Source organism: Sphingobacterium thalpophilum, from assembly GCF_901482695.1.
In the GTDB taxonomy this organism is placed as follows: Bacteria; Bacteroidota; Bacteroidia; order Sphingobacteriales; family Sphingobacteriaceae; genus Sphingobacterium; species Sphingobacterium thalpophilum.
This window is the reverse complement of sequence record NZ_LR590484.1, coordinates 3000362-3022072: the sequence shown is the minus strand read 5'-3', so window position 1 is coordinate 3022072 and position 21711 is coordinate 3000362. Positions and strand designations below refer to the sequence as shown.

Genomic DNA, 21711 nt, shown 5'->3' with positions numbered 1-21711 from the left:
GGAGTACGGCGGACTCCGATCCGGTGGCGAATACCGTCCGGGCCACTGCAGCAGTTATTTTCATTAATTTCCTTCCGTTGAAAGAGTTGTCTAAAAAAAAATCATTTTTTAGATGTTAAAACATAAATGTTCTATATTTGCATCAATTTATAATTGATCTAAATAAACTGCTATGAAAAACAGAACATGCATTAAGATGTTCACCGGTAGTATGCTTGTCTTGCTGAATATGCAGGTAATTGCACAAGAATTATCACTGATTGTAAAAAATACCGATAATCAACCTGTCGCTCAGGCCAACATCAGACTAAATGGGAAAAATATCGGCTATTCCAATCAAAATGGCCAATTCAAATTAAACAAGCTGCCATCTGGGGAATACTTGCAATTCCGTGTCTCTTATGCAGGATATTCTCCAGTGGAGAAAACCGTACTACTGGATACGGTCAAAAGCCCGATTTTATTTCAATTAGACGGGAGACAAACCTTGGATGAGATCATCGTTACAGCCGGTCGTAAACCGGAGAGCATTTCTACGGTTCCCTCGTCTGTTTCAATCCTGACCACCAAGGAAATTGAAGCACAAAGTCAGATCAGCACCAATCTTTCGAGCATCTTGGGCAATACGGTTCCAGGCTTGGGAACTTCAACCAATAAAGCTACCAACTCGGGGCAGACGCTGAGAGGCCGATCTGTTTTGGTACTAATCGATGGTATCCCGCAGTCTACACCGCTGATGAACGGACAGCGCGATCTACGAACGATAGACCCCAGTGTTATTGAACGCGTCGAAGTGATCAAAGGTGCAACGTCCATCTATGGCAATGGCTCGGCCGGCGGAATCATCAATTACATCACCCGCAAGCCCGCTAAAGATGCTGCGCCGATACAGGGCATCACCAGCTTAAGGACAACCTTCAATCCGGTCAACAGCGCCGGAACCATGGGATATCGCGCTGCACAGACCTTATTTGGCCGCAAAAACAGATGGGATTATACCGTCAGCGCATCTGCCGATTATGTGGGACTTCAGCGCGATGGCGATGGCGTACCACTCGGTCAGACTGACGCGCTTTCCAATACCTATCAGTACAATGCATTCCTCAAAGCCGGTTACAATATTGACAGCAGCTCCAACATTTCTGCGGTTTATAACTTTTACCGGAGTAACCAGCACAATCGATACATTAGCCAGACCGGTATATATGGGCAAAAGCCAACGATCGGTGTGAGAGGCGACGATCCCGGAAAACCCGCCGGAACGCCATACAACCACAACGCTATGCTGACCTATGCGAAAAACAACCTACTTGGTTCTACGTCACTGGTTGCGTCCGCCTATTACAATACATTCCGGTCCATGAATCGTTATGTAGAGAAAGCGTCCGCCTGGTACGGCCCTGGGCAGACGCAGATCAACTCGGAGAAAAAGGGTCTACGCCTCAACCTCAATACCCCCTTTAACCTATTGGGATATGCTGCTGACGTCACTTATGGACTGGACCTTTTAAACGATGTCACTGATCAGAACCTGACCGACGGCCGTGTCTATATTCCCCATATGAATATGCTTAACGTGGCCCCCTATGCGCAGGTCAAGATTGACTTTATTGAAAACCTGATTTTCAAAGGTGGCGTCCGTTATGAAAACGCCACTGTCAAGATCAAAGATTTCAACACAATCGCAACAGGTCCCAACAATGAAGGAAGCATAGCTGTAAAAGGCGGTAAAATTCCCTACAAAGGTGCCACCTTCAATGCTGGACTCCGTTACAATAAGTATGCGTTTTTTAATCCCTTCATCAGTTTTTCGCAGGGTTTTGCGATCAATGAGCTCGGCCGTATCGTGCGCAGAGCAACGGATAACGATCTCGACAGCCTGAAAACAGACCCCATAATTACCAATAACTACGAAGTAGGATTCTCGAGCAACTACAGTATTTTCCAGTTGGCTGCATCTTATTTCTACAGCACCTCAAAGATGGGCGTAGAACTTGTGGACATTGGCGGATACCTGATGCCCCAACGTCTTCCAGAAGATGTTTATGGATATGAGATTGCGCTCAGTGCAACCATCAGCCACCAACTTACTGTCGGTGGTACCTATGCTTATGTAGAAGGAAAGTCCAAAAAAGAAGACGGCACTAAATCCTACCTCAACGGCTCACGAATATCACCTGTCAAAGCAACAGGATATATCTATTTTACGCCCATAAAACCTTTGAATGTCCAGCTATTTTGGGTACACACAGGCTCCCGTGACCGTTTCTTGCCCAATGACAAAGGTGTATATAAAAACAGTGAAGGTCCAGTAAAGCAGGTCGACCTCTTTAATCTCAATGCAAACTACCAGCTCAACAGACAATGGTCGTTAGGAATGGGAATAGAAAACCTTTTCAACAAGAACTACTACCCTGTCGTCAGCCAATACCGTGCATTAAATGAAGAATACGTAAAAGGACAGGGTATGCTGGCATCATTCAACGTTAACTATAAGTTTTAGATGATAAAATCAAGCATCCTCTGGTTACATAAATGGCTAGGCATTATTACCGGAATTATTGTGCTTATTTTAAGCCTTTCGGGATGTGTATACACTTTTCAGGATGAGCTCAAATTATGGGCTTACCCTGAAAAGTATTTTATAAAGGATACTGTGCAGACAGCGTCTCCTCTGCCACTTAGCACCCTCCTTTCCAGCGCGCAACATAGTCTTGAAAAGGGACAGAAAATAACGCGGGTGGATCTATACCCAGCCAAAGATCGTACCTGGGTCTTCCGCGCCATGAAAACAGATGACAGCGCCTTTGGCCATTGGAACTACTACATCTACTATAAACGCGTCTTCGTTAATCCTTATACCGGCAGCGTACAACAGGTGGAAGATGCCAAGACAGAGTTCTTTCAGCTGGTGTTACAACTTCATCTCAACCTATTGCTCGGCAAAAAATATGGACATACCCTAGTCAGCTGGTCGGTAGCACTATTTGTGCTTATTCTGTTGAGTGGAGTTGTACTTTGGTGGCCGAAGAAATGGAAAGGCAAAAATTTACGCCGAAGCTTCTGGATTGACACCAAGGTCAAATGGAAACGCCTCAACCATGACCTCCATAATGTTGTAGGTTTTTATTGTCTGTTTTTTGCTCTGGTTTTCGCAATCACGGGGCTTGTCTTTGCCTTTCCAGCATTCAAAAAAAACTATATTGCAGCATTTAATCTGCTACAAACGAAAGAACGCGTACAACAAAAGCACACTTCAACCGCGCTACCAGCGCCGTACCTAAACGTTCAGGACAATGCTCTCGTATACAGTCTACAGCAATATCCACAAGCCGAAATGCTCTCTATCCGACTAAAAAAAGATACCGTACGGGAAATGGACATTCAGGTCAGAAGATATGAAACGCGAAGTGGCGTATTTGACTGGCTGTATTTTGACAAAAAGGAAGGCAGTCTTAAGGAGATCAAATCAAGTTCGCAATTACGGTATGGGGACAAGCTTAGCGCACTTAACTTTGACATCCATACCGGAAGTATAGGTGGCATGGGGACTAAGATCATCGCATTTATGGCAAGCCTTTGTTGTGCTTCCCTGCCAGTAACCGGTTATATCATCTGGTTCAACAAGAACAAGAAGAGGAAAAAGAAGGCAAAAAAGAAAAGTTATCAACATCATGTTGATAAGTGCTGTGAATAACCCATATTATGTTTTAAACATAGTTGTTAACATCATGTGGAAAACTAGGAATCCGCAGCTACCAATCGAAACTGCGCGATACTATTCGTATAGCACGCTTATTGATCTTACCAACGTTGAAAGCTTGGCGACCTCTCTTCACTGACGCCGGCCTCCACTCCAGCCGGCACTGAGGGATTGACTTTTAAACACAAATTTCGCTGGGCAAAATATACTTTTTTTTAAGCGTTGCGAAAACAACCTTACCAGTAAAGAGACTGCAGATGTCAGTAAAAATCGACATATATGAAAGTCGCCTGAAAATAATACGCTAACTGATGCTTGTTTATCGATAAATTTATGATTTTTGCATTCACAAAAACAACACTGTGTCAAAAGCGAAATTTCTTAAGCTTGCAAAACGCCTCTCGATCGGTATGGCAAGCATCATTCTACTTTTTATTATTTGCTTACTATCCGTACCTTATATCTTCAAAGAGCAAGTAAACGCGAAGGTAAAATCGCTGGTTAATGAACATATTAACGGTGAGCTAAACTATGAAAAGGTCCGCTTAACCTTCTTTGACCAATTTCCGCTTTTAACGGCCTCCATGGACCAGGTGCTATTAAAAGGGGCCGCTCCTTTCCATAAGGATACCTTGCTATCAGCTCAACAAGTGAGTTTTGGTCTTGACCTCCTTAGTCTGCTTAAATCCAAAATCATCATCGACAAGTTTATCGTCAGCAATGGGACCGTGAACATATTGGTGGACTCTTTGGGCAACAGCAACTACACGATCTACAAGTCGAAGTCGGCTGACTCTTCTAAAACGGGCGACAATTCTGAAAGCAACGCGCTGGCATTCCAACTGATCAGATTGGAGAAGACACATGTACATTATGAAGATCGGTCCATTCCGCTATGGTTTGACGCCAAAGATCTTGACTATGAAGGCAAAGGCGATCTTATGTCCAGCATATTCGATTTAAATACGCGTGCTAAAATTGCTACTTTTTCATTTTCTTTTAACAATGAGCTGTACGTGGATAGAAAATCTATCGACGCAACCTTATTGACAAAGATCAATACAGACAACCTGTCTTTCCTTTTTGAGCGCAATGATATCCGCATTAATAAGCTTCCGGTACAGTTCAAGGGTCTATTGTCTTTTATTTCACGTGGATATCATTTGGATTTCAGGCTCAGATCCCAGAAGAGCACATTAAGCGAATTGCTTTCTTTGGTGCCAAACAGTTATGCCGCATGGGTAGATAATCTGTCTGTCAAAGGCACTTCGGAAGTGTTTGTCAACCTGACCGGTGATTATATTGTCGACGACAATAAAATGCCTGATTTATCACTTGGGTTAACGATCAATAATGGCTATCTCGCCTACAACCAGTCCAGGAACCCATTGACAGATTGGAATGCGCGGCTAAAAATTAATCTCCCTTCTTTAAATACAGATTCCCTTCAGGTTATGCTTGACCAGTTCGATTTTAAGGTGGCTTCGGGTTATTTTAAAGCGAAAGGGGCGGCTGCCGGGCGGTCTCCCTTTAGGCTGCACGCTGATATCAAAAGTAGTCTTGATCTGGACTTGCTGTCGAATTCCTTACAGTTTCCGACGTTTTCCTTTGGCGGCAGATGGGACCTCGATGCAAAAATCAACGGAACCTATGCCAAAGGAATCCGCAAAGTCGGTCTTCAAAAACGTGAAGAGGAGTATATTGCTTCCATACCCTCTTTTGACATCAAGAATACTCTCGCCGACGGACATTTCAAACTGTCGGGTCTTCCTAGGGGACTCGACAAGATCGCATACCATCTGGAAGCAAAGAACTCCGACGGAAACATGAAAAATGCAGCTATAGCAGTGCGGGATATTTCTATACAGGCGCTTCACAATTATATAAAGGGTTATATTTCGATTTCGGATTTCAACAAGATCGCGATACAGTCTGACTTACAGGCTCTTTTCAACCTTGCTGACATCAAGAGTTTCTTCCCAATTGACGATGTCGAGCTAGCGGGGCTCGTGGACGTCAGCCTACATGCAAAAGGGCATGTTGATCTCAAGCGAAATATTTTTCCGGAAACCCACACTTCTTTTGTGATGAAAAATGGACGGATCAAATCGAAAGAATATCCCGTTCCAATGGAAGATATACACATCGAAGCCTTGGTACACAGCGAGAAAGGTTCACTACGCGATTTAAGTGTTAAGATCCTACCCGTATCTTTTACTTTTGCAGGTGAACCATTTTTTCTGAATGCAGACCTACGCAATTTCAACAACATCAGATACGATATCCAGTCCAAAGGCAAACTCAATCTAGGCCCGCTCTACAAGTTTTTCGCTCTAGACGGTGCCAACGTAGATGGATTTATACACACGGATTTCAGTCTCAAAGGTCTTCAGAGCGATGCTGCCGCGGGCCGCTATATGCAGCTTCAAAACCGCGGACATCTCCGTGTGGGCAATATTCAGGTGCATACAGATATGTTGTCTCAGCCCATTTCGATCAAAAGGGGGGATTTCCGCTTTCATCAGGAAAAAATGAACTTTGACCGGCTCCTGGTTAGCTATGGTCATAATGCCATTTCGATCAAGGGTTATCTCAACAATATCATAAATTACCTAACCCGCAGTAATGAAAACCTGAAAGGACAATTTACCCTCAACAGTAAGAGGATTAACGTGGACGATTTTATGGTTTTTGCAGATCGGCCCATACCCATAACAGTGTCGTCTCCGTCAGAATCAGGCGTTGTTCTATTACCTAAAAACCTGGATATTCAGGTGCTGGGATCCGCCAGCAATATTCTTTACAAGAAGATGAGCATCCAGGATTTTAACGGCTCCCTTCTACTAAAAGAGGGTAATCTGGCTCTCCATAACACAACGTTTGAGCTTTCCGGACTAAAGGTGAATATGAACGGCAATTACAAGCCTTTAAATCCACATCGTGCCGTATTTGATTATCAGGTAAAAGCGGACAGCTTTAACATCCAGCGTGCCTATAAAGAGATTCCCATCTTCCGTGAGATGGTGACCTCCGCAAAGAACGCCTACGGCCTCGTGTCCTTGGATTATCGTCTGGGGGGATTACTCAATGGACAGATGCAACCTATTATGCCGTCCATCACGGGTGAAGGCGCATTGATTCTGGAACAAATAAAATTTCGCGGATTTAAACTTCTCAATGGCATAAGCGCGTCGACTTCAAAAGAAAAACTCAAGGATGGTGAGGTGAAAAAGGTAACCATCAGATCACATATCAAGAATAATGTCATGACGATCCAAAGGACCAAGATGAAGATGATGGGATTCAGACCGCGGTTTGAAGGACAGGTTACCCTCGATGGCCATATGAACCTTGGATTCCGGCTAGGTCTGCCTCCTTTCGGGATTTTCGGAATACCGATGCGAATTACGGGTACTGCTGATAATTTCAAACTCAAAATGGGTAAATACAGGGAAGAAGATTTAGATATGGATATGGACAATGAAGACGCTGAAATGTATAAAGAGTTACAAAAAGAAAAGTCCGAGGCAATACAATAAACAAAATATAACAAAACACTAATCCCATATTATGCTTTAAAACATATTATTTTTCTATCTTTATTAGGAACAAATTTTTGGACAATGAGATATTTTGCAATTCTACTACTTGCGGGGCTGTCGATCTGCAGCTGGTCCAGTTTCAACGCCATTCAGCAGGATAAAAATCCACTTTATGGAAAAATTTTCCGTGATATCGATGAAATCCCTTCACTACGTCATTATACAGAAGCTTTTGGTACTGTGCTCCAAACGGGCAAACGCGCCAATGGAGATTATCGCTTTGCTGTTGGCTATTATACCAGTGACAAAAACGGCGTATGTATCCTGGAGGAACTAATGAAAGATAGCGGTAATGAGGTTAGGTATAAAATACTGGACACCATCAATATTCCGAAACTTTCAGCCAACCACAATTTTGGCACTTGCGAATACCACCCAACAGGCAAGTCAGCCGCTGATGTAATCGCTATCAGCGTCATCGACGAAAATAAGGAGTATTTCGACAACATCAAGCAGGCTTGGCGTATTGACACCAAAACTCAGAAGTTTATTCCGATAAGAGATTTAAGCGGTATCCGATGTATAAATGAGGGATATGGTCTGTAGTTTAGATCAGACCATCGCCCTCTAATCGCTCAAAAACTTGCAGAACGCCGACAACCTGAATGGGTTCCCGTAGGTAGTCTTCCTGCGAAAAGTATTTCACATCGGCTATTTCGTTACCCGGCGCTATCGTTTCCGTCAACGGATACAGAAAACAGTCCTGTTCCATGATGACCTCGGGCACAATACCATAAGCCGGAGCACTGATGTGACAATAATATGTGATTTTCTGTGGATCAAGGTCAATATTCAGCTCTTCCGAAATTTCGCGCCGTAACGATTGTAGGGCAGTTTCCCCAGTATCAATTTTTCCGCCGGGAAGATACCATGCGTTTCTGTTATTACTGTACGCCAGCAATAGTTTGCGATCTTTAATACTGATTAATCCGGCCGTTGGCAGACCTTGTGTCGTAGTAGGCATATATCTCTTATTAGTCTGAGTTGTGAAAATACCCTTTTTTACTTATCCGTCAAAATACAGTGTTGTCTTTTTCCCCTAAAGGCATGACTGGTAAGCAGTCGGTAAAACCGCTTTGGAACATGCTGCTCATGGGATCACTTCCCGCGTAGCAGTTTCTTTAAGCTGGACAGGAAGATCTCGGCGTATTCCATGGTAAAACAGAGCGGCGGCAGCAACCTTAGGGTATAAGCGCCAGCATAACCGGTGAAAATTTTTTCATGGAATATTAATTGGTGCCGAAGAGTGGCTATATTGTCCTCAAATTCCACGCCGATCATCAGTCCACGTCCCCGAACTTCGGTAACAGCGTCTATCGACTTCAATTCGTCAATTAAAAATGTACCTACCCGGGCAGCATTTTCAATCAGCTTTTCATTTTCCATGACGTCGAGAACGGCAATTGCAGCCGCACAGCCCAAGTGGTTGCCTCCAAAAGTAGTTCCAAGTTGTCCGCTAATGGCCTTTATCCGCGGAGAGATCATCGTCGCCGCCATTGGATACCCATTCGCGATACCTTTTGCTACCGTAACAAAATCAGCCTGCACTCCAGCATGCTGATGTGCAAAAAAATGACCGGTACGTCCATACCCCGACTGTACTTCATCCATAATGAGCATGGTACCCGTCTGTGTGCAGCTTACGCTCAGCTGTCTCAAAAACTCATCCGATGCTACGTGGATCCCGCCGACACCTTGTATCGGCTCAATGATTACCGCACAGTATGATTCTGTTTCCAGCTGCTTTCTTACACTGGAAATGTCGTTGAACGGCGTGAAAAAGTAGTGGCTGCTTTCATTTACCGGCGCCCGGTTACACGCGATGTCGGTCGCTGCAGCTGCAGCTGAAGTACGACCGTGAAATGCATTGGACATGCATAGCACCTTTTTCCTCCCTGTAAAAAAAGATGCCAGCTTCAGGGCATTCTCGTTTGCTTCGGCGCCAGAGTTTGATAAAAACAGGCTGTAATCCGGATATCCACTCATTTCTCCCAACCTCTTTGCCAAGCTTGTCTGTAGTTCATTTTGGACTGTATTGGAGTAAAATGCGAGCTGTTGCAGCTGCTTTACCATTCGGTGCACAACCTTGGGATGCGTGTGCCCCACGGAAATAACCGCATGTCCTCCGTATAGATCTAAATAGGGCTGTTGTTTTTCATCATACACAAAGCATCCGGCGGCACGCTCAAGCTGGATGTTGATCTTTTCAAATATCGGAAACGGTTTCATCGAAGGGTAGTTTTAGTACAAAGCTAATATGGGCTTAAATTTGCCTATTTTTCCAGTCCAGGATGATTTTAAATAACCAGTCCAAGATAGCAGAAAAGACGAAATCGTCTTTAATCGTAAAGAACAATTGTATATTTGGAACAGTAACCCAAAAGAACGACCCATGCTTAGACCCTGGAATTTGACCATAACCATTGACCGACACTCCGCAAAGGCGATTTATTTACAGATAGCAGCGAGCATTTCTGCTGATATACAATCTGGCCGGCTGAGCAGCGGCACCGCTCTGCCGAGTAGCCGGGCACTAGCCACTCAGTTGGGTGTAAACCGTAACACAGTGGTCGAAGCCCTACAATTGCTTCTTAGCGAAGGCTGGCTGGAGAGTCAGCAGCGGCGTGGCATTTTTGTCGCCAAAGAGCTGCCCCCTCTGTACTCAGGATCAACAGTGGACGGAACGGCGGATACTCCGCAGTCTCACCTACGTATTGTGTTCGATGATGGCAATCCGGACACCAGAATTGCGCCTATAGACCAGCTTGCGCGAGCATATCGCCAGATCTTCAAACGAAGTGCACGCTGGAAAATGATGGGCTACGCCGAACCATGCGGGCATGCTGATTTCCGTCAGGCCATTGCCGATATGCTGAACCAGGAACGCGATATGCGTGTTACCAAAGACCATCTTTGTGTCACCCGGGGTAGCCAGATGGCCATGTACCTTATTGCTCAGTGTCTGCTTGAGCCCGGAGATAGCATCTTGGTCGAATCGCCGGGATACTGTACGGCCTGGAAGATCTTCGAGCATCGGGGCGCGCGGCTCATTGAAATCCCTGTTGATGCAGACGGCATCCTTGTAGACGAGATCCTTCCTCATCTCACTGCGGCAACAAATGTCAAAGCCTTATATCTGACTCCCCATCGCCAGTATCCAACGACCGTAACCCTCAGCTCACATCGGCGGTCGCAACTCATCCAGCTCTCCAACGCTTTTGGATTTACGATTATCGAAGATGACTACGACTATGAATTTAATTTTGAGCAGCCCCCCGTATTCCCCTTGGCTGCTTCACCCGTTCTACAGCATTCTATCTATATCGGGACTTTGAGCAAAGTGGTAGCTCCTGCGCTCCGTATCGGTTATCTCGTCAGTAAGAGCGAACAATTATTACGCAATATAGCTGCTTTACGTTACCTTATTGACATACAAGGCGATAATATTATGGAGCAGGCTATACTGGAACTTATTCGGGACGGAACAATACGACGGCATATACGAAAAGCGACAGATCATTATCGGCAAAAGCGCGATCTTATGGTTCGCTTGCTCGAAGAACATCTGCAGGATCATGTCCACGTCCATATTCCTGAAGGTGGACTCGCAGTATGGCTATCCTTCAAACATCAGGTAGATTGGACATTACTATTTAAAAAGCTAAAGCGGAAATCGATACAGATTCCACACCCCGACAACTATGGTAAAAGCGATAGCTACGGAGGACTGCGTTTGGGCTATGGATCACTTTCAGAAGAACTGATCGAAGAAGGCATCAGCGAATTGGCACAGATTCTAAAACATGCCCGGATTAGTTAGGTCCTGACGGGAAGCTTGGTCAAATGTCGTAGACCGTTTCTCCATTTTGACTAGACCCTAAAAATTAAAATTTCGAAATAAAGACAACGAACCATATATAATTTTGGTATCATATGACCAATTGAAAGAATAGTATAGTCAAGAAACCCAATTCAGTCAAAAATAATGCAGTAACGTAATTATTTTGTAAAAAACGGCTGTTTTGAGCTTTTTGTTCATCAAATTAACCGTAGTTTTACGGCGCAAAAATTGAAGCCCGCTACTTTTTTTTAGATTGGGCTGTATAAAAGAGAGAAAAGAGTACATTATTTTATGATTGAAAGAATACCGAGCAGGCCGTATGCCGCAATAACTGCTATTGGTGGATATATCCCACCGAACAAAAGATCGAATACCGATTTAGAGCAGTTTTGTGACACGTCCGATGAGTGGATCATCAAACGTACAGGAATTAAGGAGCGGAGGATCTTAGATGAAAATCTTGCCACATCGGATATGGCGGTCAGGGCCATTCAGGATTTAGCACAAAAATATAACAAGGATTTACGGGACGTAGATGCACTTATTGTCGCTACTTCAACCCCGGATATGCCTATGCCGGCTACGGCCAATATTATTTTAGAGAAATTAGGTCTAAACAATGTATGGGCTTTTGACGTCAATGCAGCTTGTTCTGGATTTTTGTATGCCTTGGACATGGCTTCATCTCTTGTCGAAACACAGCGCTACAAAAATGTGCTGGTCGTTGGTGCCGACAATATAAGTACATATGTGGATCTGAAGGATCGCACGACAAATATCCTGTTTGGCGATGGGGCCGGCGTCATTTGGCTCGAGCCTTCAATTGAAGGCGGTATTATGGATGCTTATCTCTGCAGTAACGGTGCAGGACGCGAATTTTTAAAGATTGAAGCAGGAGGATCCCTATACCCTATCGACAGCACACTTCCTGTCAATAGTAATCGCTTTCTTAAGCAGGACGGAAAAACGGTGTTCAAACATGCGGTCCAGTCGATGAGTGATGCCTGCACGACGGTACTGCAGCGCAACAATCTGCAAATTGAAGATATCAACTGGTTAATTCCACATCAGGCCAATCAGCGGATCATTGATGCTGTGGGTCGCAGCCTGAATATCCCCGAAGATCGTGCGTTGAGCAATATCGAATACCTGGGAAATACGATTGCCGCTACCATACCGCTTTGTATCTGGCAAAATATAAAAAAATTGAATACTGGTGATTTGGTTATGCTGACCGCTTTCGGAGCAGGCTTTTCATGGGGAGCCAGCCTATTTAAATGGATGATTTAAGCGGCTCTAGGTATAAGATAAATAGTTCATCAGTTAAAGAGCAGGGCATGCCATTACGGAATACCCTGCTTTTTTTTAGCTGCTATTAGTAATTTAGGGACAGCCCCACACCAAATCCCATATCGCTGTCATAGTGGGTTCTAAAAGCCATATTCTTTGTCAGCACATAGTTCAGTCCGGCCATATATTCCAGATCTGAATTTACCATAAAGTCCGCCCGGATTCTTCTGGAGATAGGAATATCCTCCCGCATCAGCTGCAGGCGCGCAATACCGTCGTGATACACCTCAGCCTGAAAATTAATCAGCATCGGCAGAGTATACATAAACCCTAAGCTCACCGCTTTGCGACTGTCTTTTTTATTGGTCTGACCAAAAATATTCTTTTCGTGTGTGTCCTCTCCCATCCGGCGGTAACGGTAATCAAAACCAACAAAAGGCATAAACCACTGCATCTTTCCGAGGAAACGTCCCAGATGCGTCTCTACTTCATACCCATGCATGTCGTTGTAGCCCAGCCGCCACTCCGAACCCAGCTGCCAGCGCGCATTTTGGAACATAGCCTGACCGTCATTTCCGTTCGTGGCAAAGTCGTTCTGCGCCATAAAGTGGAGCATATTGCTCTCGCGCTGCAATTCCTTATACGCTTTTGCCTTATCGGGCAGATTGGGATTTTGGTAATCGCCCACGGCGAACACACGATTCATACCAGCCATCATATGATACAGGATATGACAGTGGAAAAACCAGTCGCCTTCCTCATTGGCTAAGAACTCGATAGTGTCAGTCTCCATCGGCATGATATCGACCACATTTTTGAGAGGCGCCTTAGCTCCTTTACCGTTCAACAGTCTAAAATCGAAGCCATGCAAGTGGATCGGATGCCGCATCATCGAGTTGTTGTAGAGTGTGATCCGCAGCACTTCACCCTTCTTAACCGGAATTTTGTCGGTTTCGGAAAGAATTTTGTTGTCCATGCTCCAGACATAACGGTTCATATTACCCGTCAGCTCAAACCTAAGCTCACGCACAGGAGATGACTTGGGAAGTTCTGTAACCTGCGGAGATTCCAACATCGCATAGTTCAATGTGACGATATCACTCTGCGCATTTGCATCATACCGGTTAGCGTCTGCATTCTTATCCATTTTACCGTGATCCATTCCCATATGCTGAGCATGCTCTTTGTTGTTCCCGCCTCCTGTAATTTCGGGATACATGACGACGTTCATATCCATCTGGTTGAGACTCATCTTCATGCCCATATCGTTGAGATCCCCATTCATTTTCATCATGTCATTCATCATCTTCATCCCTTCAAAATACTTGAGACGTGGGAGGGGCGAAATCAGCTGCTTGATTCCATTGCCGACAAAATAGCTGGCGGACTGCGTACGGTCTTCCGTCGTCGCCATAAACTCGTAGGCCACGCCGTCATCAGGAATAGTAAGCACCACGTCATAGGTTTCGGATACGGCTATCAGTAACCGGTCTACCTCCACCGGTACGACATCGTTGCCATCATTGGCCACAACTGTTATTTTCCCTCCGGCATACCGCAACCAAAAATAAGAAGAGGCACCACCATTGGAAATCTGTAAGCGTACCTTGTCTCCAGCCTTCAGTTTCCTTCCGTCAACTTCCCGTAGGTCGCTGGTGTGCGCACCATTTATCAATACCCGGTCATAATATACATCGCTCACATCCATGGCCAGCTGGCGCTTCCATTCGTTGGTGATTTTGGTCTTGAACTTTCCTGCTTTTATGGCTTCGGCATAGGACTGCGTCGCTCCCTTTTTGATGGCAGACCAGTCGTTGGCGGTATGTAGCATACGCTGGATATGATGGGGATTATAATTTGTCCACTCACTTAAAATAATTGGAATAGCCGGCAGATCGTCTATTCCTTTCCGGAAAGATTTATCATCAGACCGTTTTTTAAGAATCAGGCTACCGTACATACCGATCTGCTCCTGCCATCCGGAATGTGAATGGTACCAATGCGTCCCATGCTGGATCACAGGGAACCTGTACGTGTACGTCGATTGTGGTTTTATCGGCTCCTGCGTCAGATGTGGCACACCATCCTCCTTATTTGGCAAAAAGATACCGTGCCAGTGTAAAGAAGTACTCTCTTTCAGTTCGTTGTGGACCACGATTTCGGCTGTGTCACCTTCCGTAAACGTCAACGTAGGCATTGGAATCTGCCCATTGACCGCAATAGCACGTTTTGCTTTCCCGGCATAGTTGACAATGGTATCACGCACATAAAGCTCATGCCGCACCATTTTCTGAGCCAAGGCGGTCATCTGCAAGGCAAACAGAAAAACCAGGATTAATAGATTGTTTCTTTTACTCATCTTATCTTTTCTTACTGCTAAAACAGCTGTTTGAAACGCAGCGATTTAAAAATAAACACTTATATAAGTAGACTGTTTTAATCAGTTTGTATGTTTAAAATAACTCCTATAATTTGCTTCGTTCTCAAAATAGGATACTTCCCCCCGGTCACCTGTAATAGCGATAATAGCTTCTGCTTTATCAACGGTTTTTCCGGAGAAAGGGTCTGTAGCTATGCGTACGGCCTGCTCCCTGGGGATCCTATCTTTGCACATTTGACAACAACCGTAGTACATTTTACCATTGTGTTCTACCAGCAGTTGTTTCTTTGCCATAAAGGCATCATTAACCATACAGACCTCGGCAGCAGGAACAAGATCGCCTTTTCTATACTGAGCAGGCTGGATAGTGTTCATGGCCGCAACGTCTTCGCTATTGTCCGCTTTCGGTAGCTGAGGGTTATGCTGAGAACGGGTGCAGGCCATTAATGAAGCGACCAGCACCGTAAGGATAAGCATTAAATAATTCATCAGTCGCCACTAATTAAGTGTCTCTACTGTGCTTCCACAACTCATCATCTGCGATCCAAAGAATGGATTTTTCACGGCCTTTTCCTTAGTCAACCAGTTCCCCCCTTTTCCGTCGTTAAACATGGGGCAATGCTGATAATAAACAGGAGCCTGAAGATGGCTTACTTTCAGCAGCTGATACATCGCCTGGGACAGGGTAGCAAAAGCCATGCGTTGCTTGGCGACATCTTTTGTCTTTGCAATGGCAGCCGCATCAGCTGCCAGACTGTTCATCACCTTCATCCAGACGGTGTGCTCCTCTCGAGAGAGCTTGTTCATGTCGACAGCTTTGACTGCTTGCTGCAGGTTCAAGGCCTGAGCGGCTGCTGTTTGTGCATCAGTCTTTACCAGACCATCTTTTAGGGCAAAGTAGTGACTAGCCAGTTGGGACATTGTCGTACGCTGGACTACAGTGAAGACTGCTTCCGTCTTTTCAGCATGGCCAGAATGGCTTGCCGTTGATTGCATACTATGTCCCGAATGTTGACCATGTTGGGTGGATGCCGGTTTGAATACGCGGAGATATTGTTCTTCTTCAGGTAAATTGGCGTACGCGTCATCTGGCGCTAAAAATCGCTCGTTATCGAAACCCGCGAGCGCAATGCGTTTGAGCACATCATCGGCATCTGTTTTTGAAGCATCATACGTAATGGTAGCCATTTTTGTAGCTTGGTTCCAGTCGACTTTTGCTATTTTTCTTTCCCCGCCCTCCCGTTCTATAACGGTCTTTACCGACGGGCTGTTTCCAGATATCTTTACTGTTTCTGTCTTTGCATGCTTAATCTGTGCTTGTGTATACGTATCGGATAATACACCCAGTATGACTAAACCGATAAATGATATTGATTTCATGATATATTTTATTGAAATTAAGTAAATACAGAAGGAAATGCCACAGGCTGTCACCGCCAACTAGAACATAATAGCGGATGTCATCCAGGTGAATTCCTATATTTATACAAATTGTGGATCGGAACAAAGGTTCCGAAAAGAGATAGCACCGGCTATCGCCAATCTCTAGGCAAGCTTGGGCGGTTGCCAGATAGAGAAATAAGCGTCCGGACAAAAAGGAGGCTTATACAATCCATAGGATTGCAGACCATCTATTGTGATGGGTGCTGAAAGTCCCTCCTCGTGAGGGGAAATAATAGGATTATACTGCAGCGCAGTGCGGCAGGTTTTCTCATTGCACTGCTTGTTACAGTCTGAATCGTGCTGATCAGATTTCGAAGGCTGGCCACCGGGTTTTTTAGGATCCGACTTTTCTTCTTTGCAACAGCTTTCTGCTGCGGTATCACTTGTGTTCTGTTCGTTTTCTGCGCAGCAGGATTTTTCTACCTGGGGTTTTTCAGAATTTCCGTGGCAGGCAAATGTCCGGCCCGGCACTAAAAATAGCGCCACGATACACAGAATTAAAACAATATTGCCTTTTGTCCACATACAAAAAAACGAACTTATTACAGTCTATCACTACAACAACAGTATTCGTGATGTTTTTACATAATAAAGGTCGTTACTATTTTTCAGTTTATTGTTATAATATTTTTTATTTTTTTTATAGAATTTCCATTCCTATTTTTCCTGCTCTTTGATCCATTTGAGCATCAACAGGCAGCCGGGTGCATAAACGCCGCCATGATCAAAGCCCTGCAACTTATACAACACTGTGTTCGTATGCCCCGTCTGTTTTAAGATCGCTGCCAAATGGGCGTTTTCTTCATATCGTGCCGGTAGTTCCAGCCGTTCATCACCAGTAATCAGTAAAATGGGTGGCGCATTCTTCCGCGCATGAGATATCGGCGCATATTCGTCGATCTGAGGTATGACCATCGACTGTCCTCGCTCTTTCTTAATGGTATAATGTGTATTCGTCTGTCCGCTGATAGGTGCCAGTCCTTTTATACGGCTATTAGCGATTCCATAAGGTTGCAAGTAGCTGCTATCCAAACCAACCATCAACGCCAGATAACCACCAGCCGAATGACCCGAAATATAGATCTTACCGGGATCACCCCCATAAGAAGATATATGAGAAAAGGTCCATGCAACAGCTTCTGCTGCATCTTCTATATAGCTTGGCGCCTTGGCTCGGGGACTTAGCCTATAATTGACCGCCACAACAGCTACGCCCTTTTCCTTTAATTCAAGCGGGATAAACTTATTGCCCTCTTCCAGCCCCCCGCCATGGAACCATACAATTGTTGAAAACCCTTTTTTTCCCTTAGGGATATATAGATCAAGCTTACACCGCTCCTTTTTATAAGCATCCGTATCAGCATTTTTACAATAGCTGATATTTTCTATTGTCTGATAGTTCTGAGCAAGAGCACAGCCTTGCGAAATCAGTAAAAAGAGGATAAAAAACAACCTGATAGACATCGTATAATGGGTTTAAGTATTCAGATTCATAAAGTTAGCAAAAACTGCTTAAATTTCTTTATCGAAATTACAAAAGCATTACACAAATACGCGCTGTTCCTGAACGAGCTGTGTCGTGCTTACTTTTCGAGCAGTGGGCATAATTATCTTCGATCCGATATAACAAATAGCCAAAAAACCTGTTATTAGAGATAACAAGAGATTACATCAGAAAACAATCGACATAAGCATGGAAAAAATAAACATACAAACATCGATTAACGTGCGTGTGGAGACCATATGGAATGCATACACTTCTGCGGAGGACATTATGCAATGGAATCATGCTGCTGAGGACTGGCATTGTACAAGTTCGACCAACGATCTCCGTATAGGGGGTAAATTTAAAAACCACATGGAGGCTAAAGATGGATCTGCTGGTTTTGATTTCGTGGGGACATATACAGCACTTGATCCTTTTAAACGGATTGCCTATGACATGGCCGACGGTCGTCATGTCGAAATTCATTTTGATTCCAAAAAATCCTCTACAGATGTCAGCATAATTTTTGATGCAGAGTCTGAGAATCCTATTGAAATGCAGCGTGAGGGCTGGCGGGCCATATTGAATAATTTTAAATCATATGTGGAAAAAACATATGGCATACTTCCCTGACAGGACCTGCCAATCAATATGATACCGAATCAGGGGTCTTCGGACAGGTACAAAAAGGGATACTTGGATTACTCCTGACAATGGTTATCTTTGGCTAAAATTTGACACTCGATCAAATTGCCCGGAAGCAATTTCCAGCAGAAAATTGATAAAGACATACAATATGACAATAATTAACAATTATGAAGAGTATAAGGCCTTTGAGGGCAAGTCATTAGGCGAATCTCAATGGCATAAAATCGATCAAAGACAGATTAATCAGTTCGCGGACGCAACTTTAGACCATCAATGGATCCATCTCGACAGTGAAAAAGCAAAAACAGAAAGCCCATTTAAGTCAACTATCGCACATGGCTACCTGACCTTGTCACTCATTCCTTATTTGTGGAAGCAGATTGCCGATGTTCGGAACGTCAAAATGGAAATTAATTATGGCATCGAAAATTTGCGGTTTGCCCAGCCGGTCCTAGTCGACAACGAAGTGCAGCTGCACACCCATGTTAAAAGTGTCGTCAACTTGAGGGGTGTGGTCAAGGTTACCATTGAAGCGACATTGAAAATAAAAGACAATACCAAACCCGCCTATGTCGGAGATGTGATTTTTTTATACCACTTCAATTGACGCCAACTGCACAAATTGAACCAACTTTTGAATATGCTGGATGGTTTAACAATAAAACAAGTTACGGATCATAAGGACTATCCTTATGATCTGTTGCTTTTGGCGGATGAAACTATAGCCGCAATTGAGAAATATCTTTTCAAGTCTACTGTCTATGTTGTGCAGGTACAGGATCGCGTCGTCGCCGTATTCTGTCTATGTCCAATAGACGATACGACCTTAGAAATAAAAAATATAGCTGTTTCTCCTCCCTTTCAGAACAGTGGACTAGGAAGCGGCATTTTGCGCTATATACAGCAAACATACGCAGATCAATACCCTAATCTCATTGTGGGAACAGCCGATTGTGGTACGGATCAGATCCGCTTTTACGAACGCAACGGTTTCGTGAAATACGCCGTCCGTAAGAATTTTTTTATTGAGAACTACGAACAGCCTATCTACGAAAATGGTCAATTGTTGAAGGATATGGTTCTGTTGAAGTATTGTCGACCTGAATCGCAATAAAATGACGATGTCGTTTCCGGATTTCCTAAAGACATATACTAAATAATGAAACTAACAGCGATACATCCAAAATTGCCGATGCGTGACAAGGCAGTCACAAGCGATTTCTATTTAAACCAGCTTGGTTTCTCAAACTGTAACAGCGAAGATTATCCCGATTACCTGATGATCCGAAAAGATCAGGTTGAAATCCATTTTTTCGAGTACAGGGAACTTCCACCAGAAGATAACTATGGTATGATCTACATTCGCACAGACGATATTCAACAACTCTATCAATCCTTCCTGAAGAAGAACATTGCCATTCACCCCAATGGCGGATTAACGCGTAAACCTTGGGGACAATGGGAATTTTCCATCTTGGACCCCGATAATAATCTACTGACTTTTGGGCAGGCAGAATAGTATGACTTTACCAAGCGAGGCAAATTCCACAACGTCTACGTCTGCTTATTGTCAGCGGATCAAGAAGCTCAGCGAACCTTGAACAATCAGCATAGGATTTACCTCACCCCTAACCAAATAAGTCCGAACTCAAATAGCGGTCGCCGCGGTCGCAAGCGATAAACACGATAACGCCCCGGTCGATTTCATTGGCAATTTTTAACGCTCCGGCAAATGCGCCACCTGTACTCATACCAGCAAATATACCTTCCCGCCGTACGAGCTCACGCGCGAGTTCCGTTGCTTCCTGCTGGGAGATATCGATCACCCGGTCCACACGGCTTGGATCAAATATTTTGGGCAGGTAGGCTTCTGGCCAGCGTCTGATACCCGGGATGGAAGACTCCGACGTAGGTTGACAACCCACGATCTGTATTGCAGGGTTCTTCTCTTTTAGATATATCGAATTACCCATGATAGTTCCCGTAGTGCCCATGGCGCTGACAAAATGGGTTATTTCTCCAGCTGTATCGCGCCAGATTTCCGGCCCAGTGGTTTTGATATGGGCCTTATAGTTATCTGGATTGGCAAATTGATTTAGAATGAAATAGCCTTCCTGAGCTGCCTTTTGCTCTGCATAGTCGCGACATATTTCCATGGATTCCAGTAATGTGACCTTTGCTCCATAGGCTTCCATCGTCAGGGTTCGCTCCCTTGTGGAAGAGGCAGGCATCACCAGTTCAAGGCTTAAGCCATAGATTCCAGCAATCATGGCCAGAGCAATCCCTGTATTGCCGCTGGTCGCTTCGATCAGCTTGCTTTCTTTTGTAATTTCGCCCCTTTCCATAGCCGAACGGATCATATTTAATGCCGCCCGATCTTTGACCGACCCCGCAGGATTGTTACCTTCCATCTTCGCAAAGATCTTGACCTCTGGATTTGCGTGAAATTGGGTAATCTCTACCAATGGCGTATTTCCGATGGTATCTATAATATTTCCCATAAATATCTATATGATTGGTTTTGAATCAATAAATTTCGATGTAGCCTGATGGTAAACGGTCGTATACGGCTCCACTGAACTGGTCAGCCAAACATTGCCACCAATGACTGAATGGTGGCCAATATGCGTTTCACCCCCCAAAATAGTGGCACCCGAATAAATGATCACGTGGTCTCCAATAGTGGGATGACGTTTCACATTCGAATACACCTTGTCCACGCTGAGCGCTCCAAGCGTTACCCCTTGATAGAGTTTGACATAATTACCGATTGTACAGGTCTCACCGATCACCAGCCCCGTCCCGTGATCAATGTGCAAATGATGACCGATGGTTGCAGCGGGATGAATATCGATCCCTGTCTTGGAATGTGCATGCTCGGTCAGAATCCGTGGAATTAACGGGATCCCCAGACGATGCAGTTCATTAGCCATGCGGAAAATACAGATCGCAAAAAAACCGGGATAGGTACGAATTACTTCCCTTTTGTTCTGCGCGGCCGGATCGCCGTCCATCAGCGCATCCGCATCCCAGCACATCAGTTCATAAAGCTCAGGGATACGTTCAAAAAATTTTCGGGCTACTTCCGCATGATTACAGCTACCACAAGCTTTTGATTTGCTCAAAAGCTGCTCAAGCTCTAGTTCAAACTGTTCAAAAGCGAGCTTTACATCATCCACAGATCTCATTTCGCCAGAGTTGCGCTCCGGAAAAAGCAGATCCAGAATCCTTGTCGCCCAGCCACAGATCTTCTTGTTGGACGGCATTTCTAAAACAGCCAGCTGCTGCTCGTAGATATGTTGATAAAAATCATGCATC

At 44.5% G+C, this 21711-nt stretch carries 19 protein-coding genes; 10 read left to right on the top strand and 9 right to left on the bottom strand.

Annotation, left to right across the window (positions count from 1 at the left end; all coding sequences use genetic code 11):
• The first annotated feature begins 172 nt into the window (after positions 1 to 172).
• The 4 genes from FGL37_RS12620 to FGL37_RS12605 all read left to right on the top strand — a co-directional run bounded on the left by FGL37_RS12620 (position 173) and on the right by FGL37_RS12605 (position 7851).
• Positions 173 to 2503 (top strand): TonB-dependent receptor, encoded by a 2331-nt coding sequence (locus tag FGL37_RS12620; protein WP_037534558.1) that lies wholly within the window; start codon positions 173 to 175, stop codon positions 2501 to 2503.
• Positions 2504 to 3697: a PepSY-associated TM helix domain-containing protein gene (locus FGL37_RS12615; protein WP_028072369.1), complete on the top strand. Its 1194-nt coding sequence runs from the start codon at positions 2504 to 2506 to the stop codon at positions 3695 to 3697.
• A 368-nt stretch (positions 3698 to 4065) separates the two neighbouring features.
• Positions 4066 to 7242, top strand: coding sequence for an AsmA family protein (locus FGL37_RS12610; RefSeq protein ID WP_028072370.1), 3177 nt, complete (start codon positions 4066 to 4068; stop codon positions 7240 to 7242).
• An 84-nt stretch (positions 7243 to 7326) separates the two neighbouring features.
• A complete protein-coding gene (locus FGL37_RS12605; RefSeq protein WP_028072371.1) occupies positions 7327 to 7851 on the top strand; it encodes a hypothetical protein in 525 nt (174 codons plus the stop codon).
• Between the two features lies 1 nt (position 7852).
• On the opposite strand, the gene FGL37_RS12600 is transcribed toward FGL37_RS12605, so the two are convergent.
• Positions 7853 to 8269, bottom strand: a complete 417-nt coding sequence (locus FGL37_RS12600; RefSeq protein WP_028072372.1) for an NUDIX hydrolase — start codon at positions 8267 to 8269, stop codon at positions 7853 to 7855.
• Positions 8270 to 8403: 134 nt separating this feature from the next.
• Positions 8404 to 9534 (bottom strand): aspartate aminotransferase family protein, encoded by a 1131-nt coding sequence (locus tag FGL37_RS12595; RefSeq protein WP_028072373.1) that lies wholly within the window; start codon positions 9532 to 9534, stop codon positions 8404 to 8406.
• A 163-nt stretch (positions 9535 to 9697) separates the two neighbouring features.
• On the opposite strand from FGL37_RS12595, the gene pdxR reads away from it, so the two are divergent.
• Both pdxR and FGL37_RS12585 read left to right on the top strand, forming a co-directional pair.
• Positions 9698 to 11125, top strand: coding sequence for a MocR-like pyridoxine biosynthesis transcription factor PdxR (pdxR, locus tag FGL37_RS12590; protein WP_028072374.1), 1428 nt, complete (start codon positions 9698 to 9700; stop codon positions 11123 to 11125).
• A 312-nt stretch (positions 11126 to 11437) separates the two neighbouring features.
• Positions 11438 to 12436, top strand: a complete 999-nt coding sequence (locus FGL37_RS12585) for a beta-ketoacyl-ACP synthase III (protein WP_028072375.1) — start codon at positions 11438 to 11440, stop codon at positions 12434 to 12436.
• Between the two features lie 85 nt (positions 12437 to 12521).
• Here the strand turns inward: FGL37_RS12585 and FGL37_RS12580 are convergent, their stop codons facing one another.
• The 5 genes from FGL37_RS12580 to FGL37_RS12560 form a co-directional block, all read right to left on the bottom strand.
• Positions 12522 to 14795: a multicopper oxidase family protein gene (locus FGL37_RS12580; protein ID WP_028072376.1), complete on the bottom strand. Its 2274-nt coding sequence runs from the start codon at positions 14793 to 14795 to the stop codon at positions 12522 to 12524.
• An 81-nt stretch (positions 14796 to 14876) separates the two neighbouring features.
• Positions 14877 to 15305 carry a hypothetical protein gene (locus FGL37_RS12575; protein WP_028072377.1) on the bottom strand — a complete coding sequence of 143 codons (429 nt, stop codon included), beginning with the start codon at positions 15303 to 15305 and terminating at the stop codon, positions 14877 to 14879.
• A 9-nt stretch (positions 15306 to 15314) separates the two neighbouring features.
• Positions 15315 to 16196, bottom strand: coding sequence for a DUF3347 domain-containing protein (locus FGL37_RS12570; RefSeq protein WP_028072378.1), 882 nt, complete (start codon positions 16194 to 16196; stop codon positions 15315 to 15317).
• A gap of 165 nt (positions 16197 to 16361) precedes the next feature.
• The gene (locus tag FGL37_RS12565) at positions 16362 to 16745 is read right to left on the bottom strand and encodes a hypothetical protein (RefSeq protein WP_138096812.1); all 384 of its coding nucleotides are present in this window, start codon (positions 16743 to 16745) and stop codon (positions 16362 to 16364) included.
• Between the two features lie 171 nt (positions 16746 to 16916).
• Positions 16917 to 17723, bottom strand: a complete 807-nt coding sequence (locus FGL37_RS12560; RefSeq protein ID WP_028072380.1) for an alpha/beta hydrolase — start codon at positions 17721 to 17723, stop codon at positions 16917 to 16919.
• A 229-nt stretch (positions 17724 to 17952) separates the two neighbouring features.
• Between FGL37_RS12560 and FGL37_RS12555 the strand changes: the two genes are divergently transcribed.
• The 4 genes from FGL37_RS12555 (at position 17953) to FGL37_RS12540 (ending at position 19912) form a co-directional block, all read left to right on the top strand.
• Positions 17953 to 18378: an SRPBCC domain-containing protein gene (locus tag FGL37_RS12555; protein WP_028072381.1), complete on the top strand. Its 426-nt coding sequence runs from the start codon at positions 17953 to 17955 to the stop codon at positions 18376 to 18378.
• A gap of 163 nt (positions 18379 to 18541) precedes the next feature.
• Entirely contained in the window at positions 18542 to 19000 is a 459-nt protein-coding gene (locus FGL37_RS12550) for a MaoC family dehydratase (protein WP_028072382.1), read from the top strand.
• Positions 19001 to 19033: 33 nt separating this feature from the next.
• Complete coding sequence (locus FGL37_RS12545) at positions 19034 to 19507, top strand: GNAT family N-acetyltransferase (RefSeq protein WP_037534561.1); 474 nt, start codon at positions 19034 to 19036, stop codon at positions 19505 to 19507.
• 45 nt (positions 19508 to 19552) lie between these two features.
• Complete coding sequence (locus FGL37_RS12540) at positions 19553 to 19912, top strand: bleomycin resistance protein (protein ID WP_037534563.1); 360 nt, start codon at positions 19553 to 19555, stop codon at positions 19910 to 19912.
• 109 nt (positions 19913 to 20021) lie between these two features.
• On the opposite strand, the gene cysM is transcribed toward FGL37_RS12540, so the two are convergent.
• Entirely contained in the window at positions 20022 to 20894 is an 873-nt protein-coding gene (gene cysM / locus FGL37_RS12535; RefSeq protein ID WP_028072385.1) for a cysteine synthase CysM, read from the bottom strand.
• A 6-nt stretch (positions 20895 to 20900) separates the two neighbouring features.
• Positions 20901 to 21710, bottom strand: a complete 810-nt coding sequence (locus FGL37_RS12530) for a serine O-acetyltransferase (RefSeq protein ID WP_037534565.1) — start codon at positions 21708 to 21710, stop codon at positions 20901 to 20903.
• Between the last annotated feature and the right edge of the window lies 1 nt (position 21711).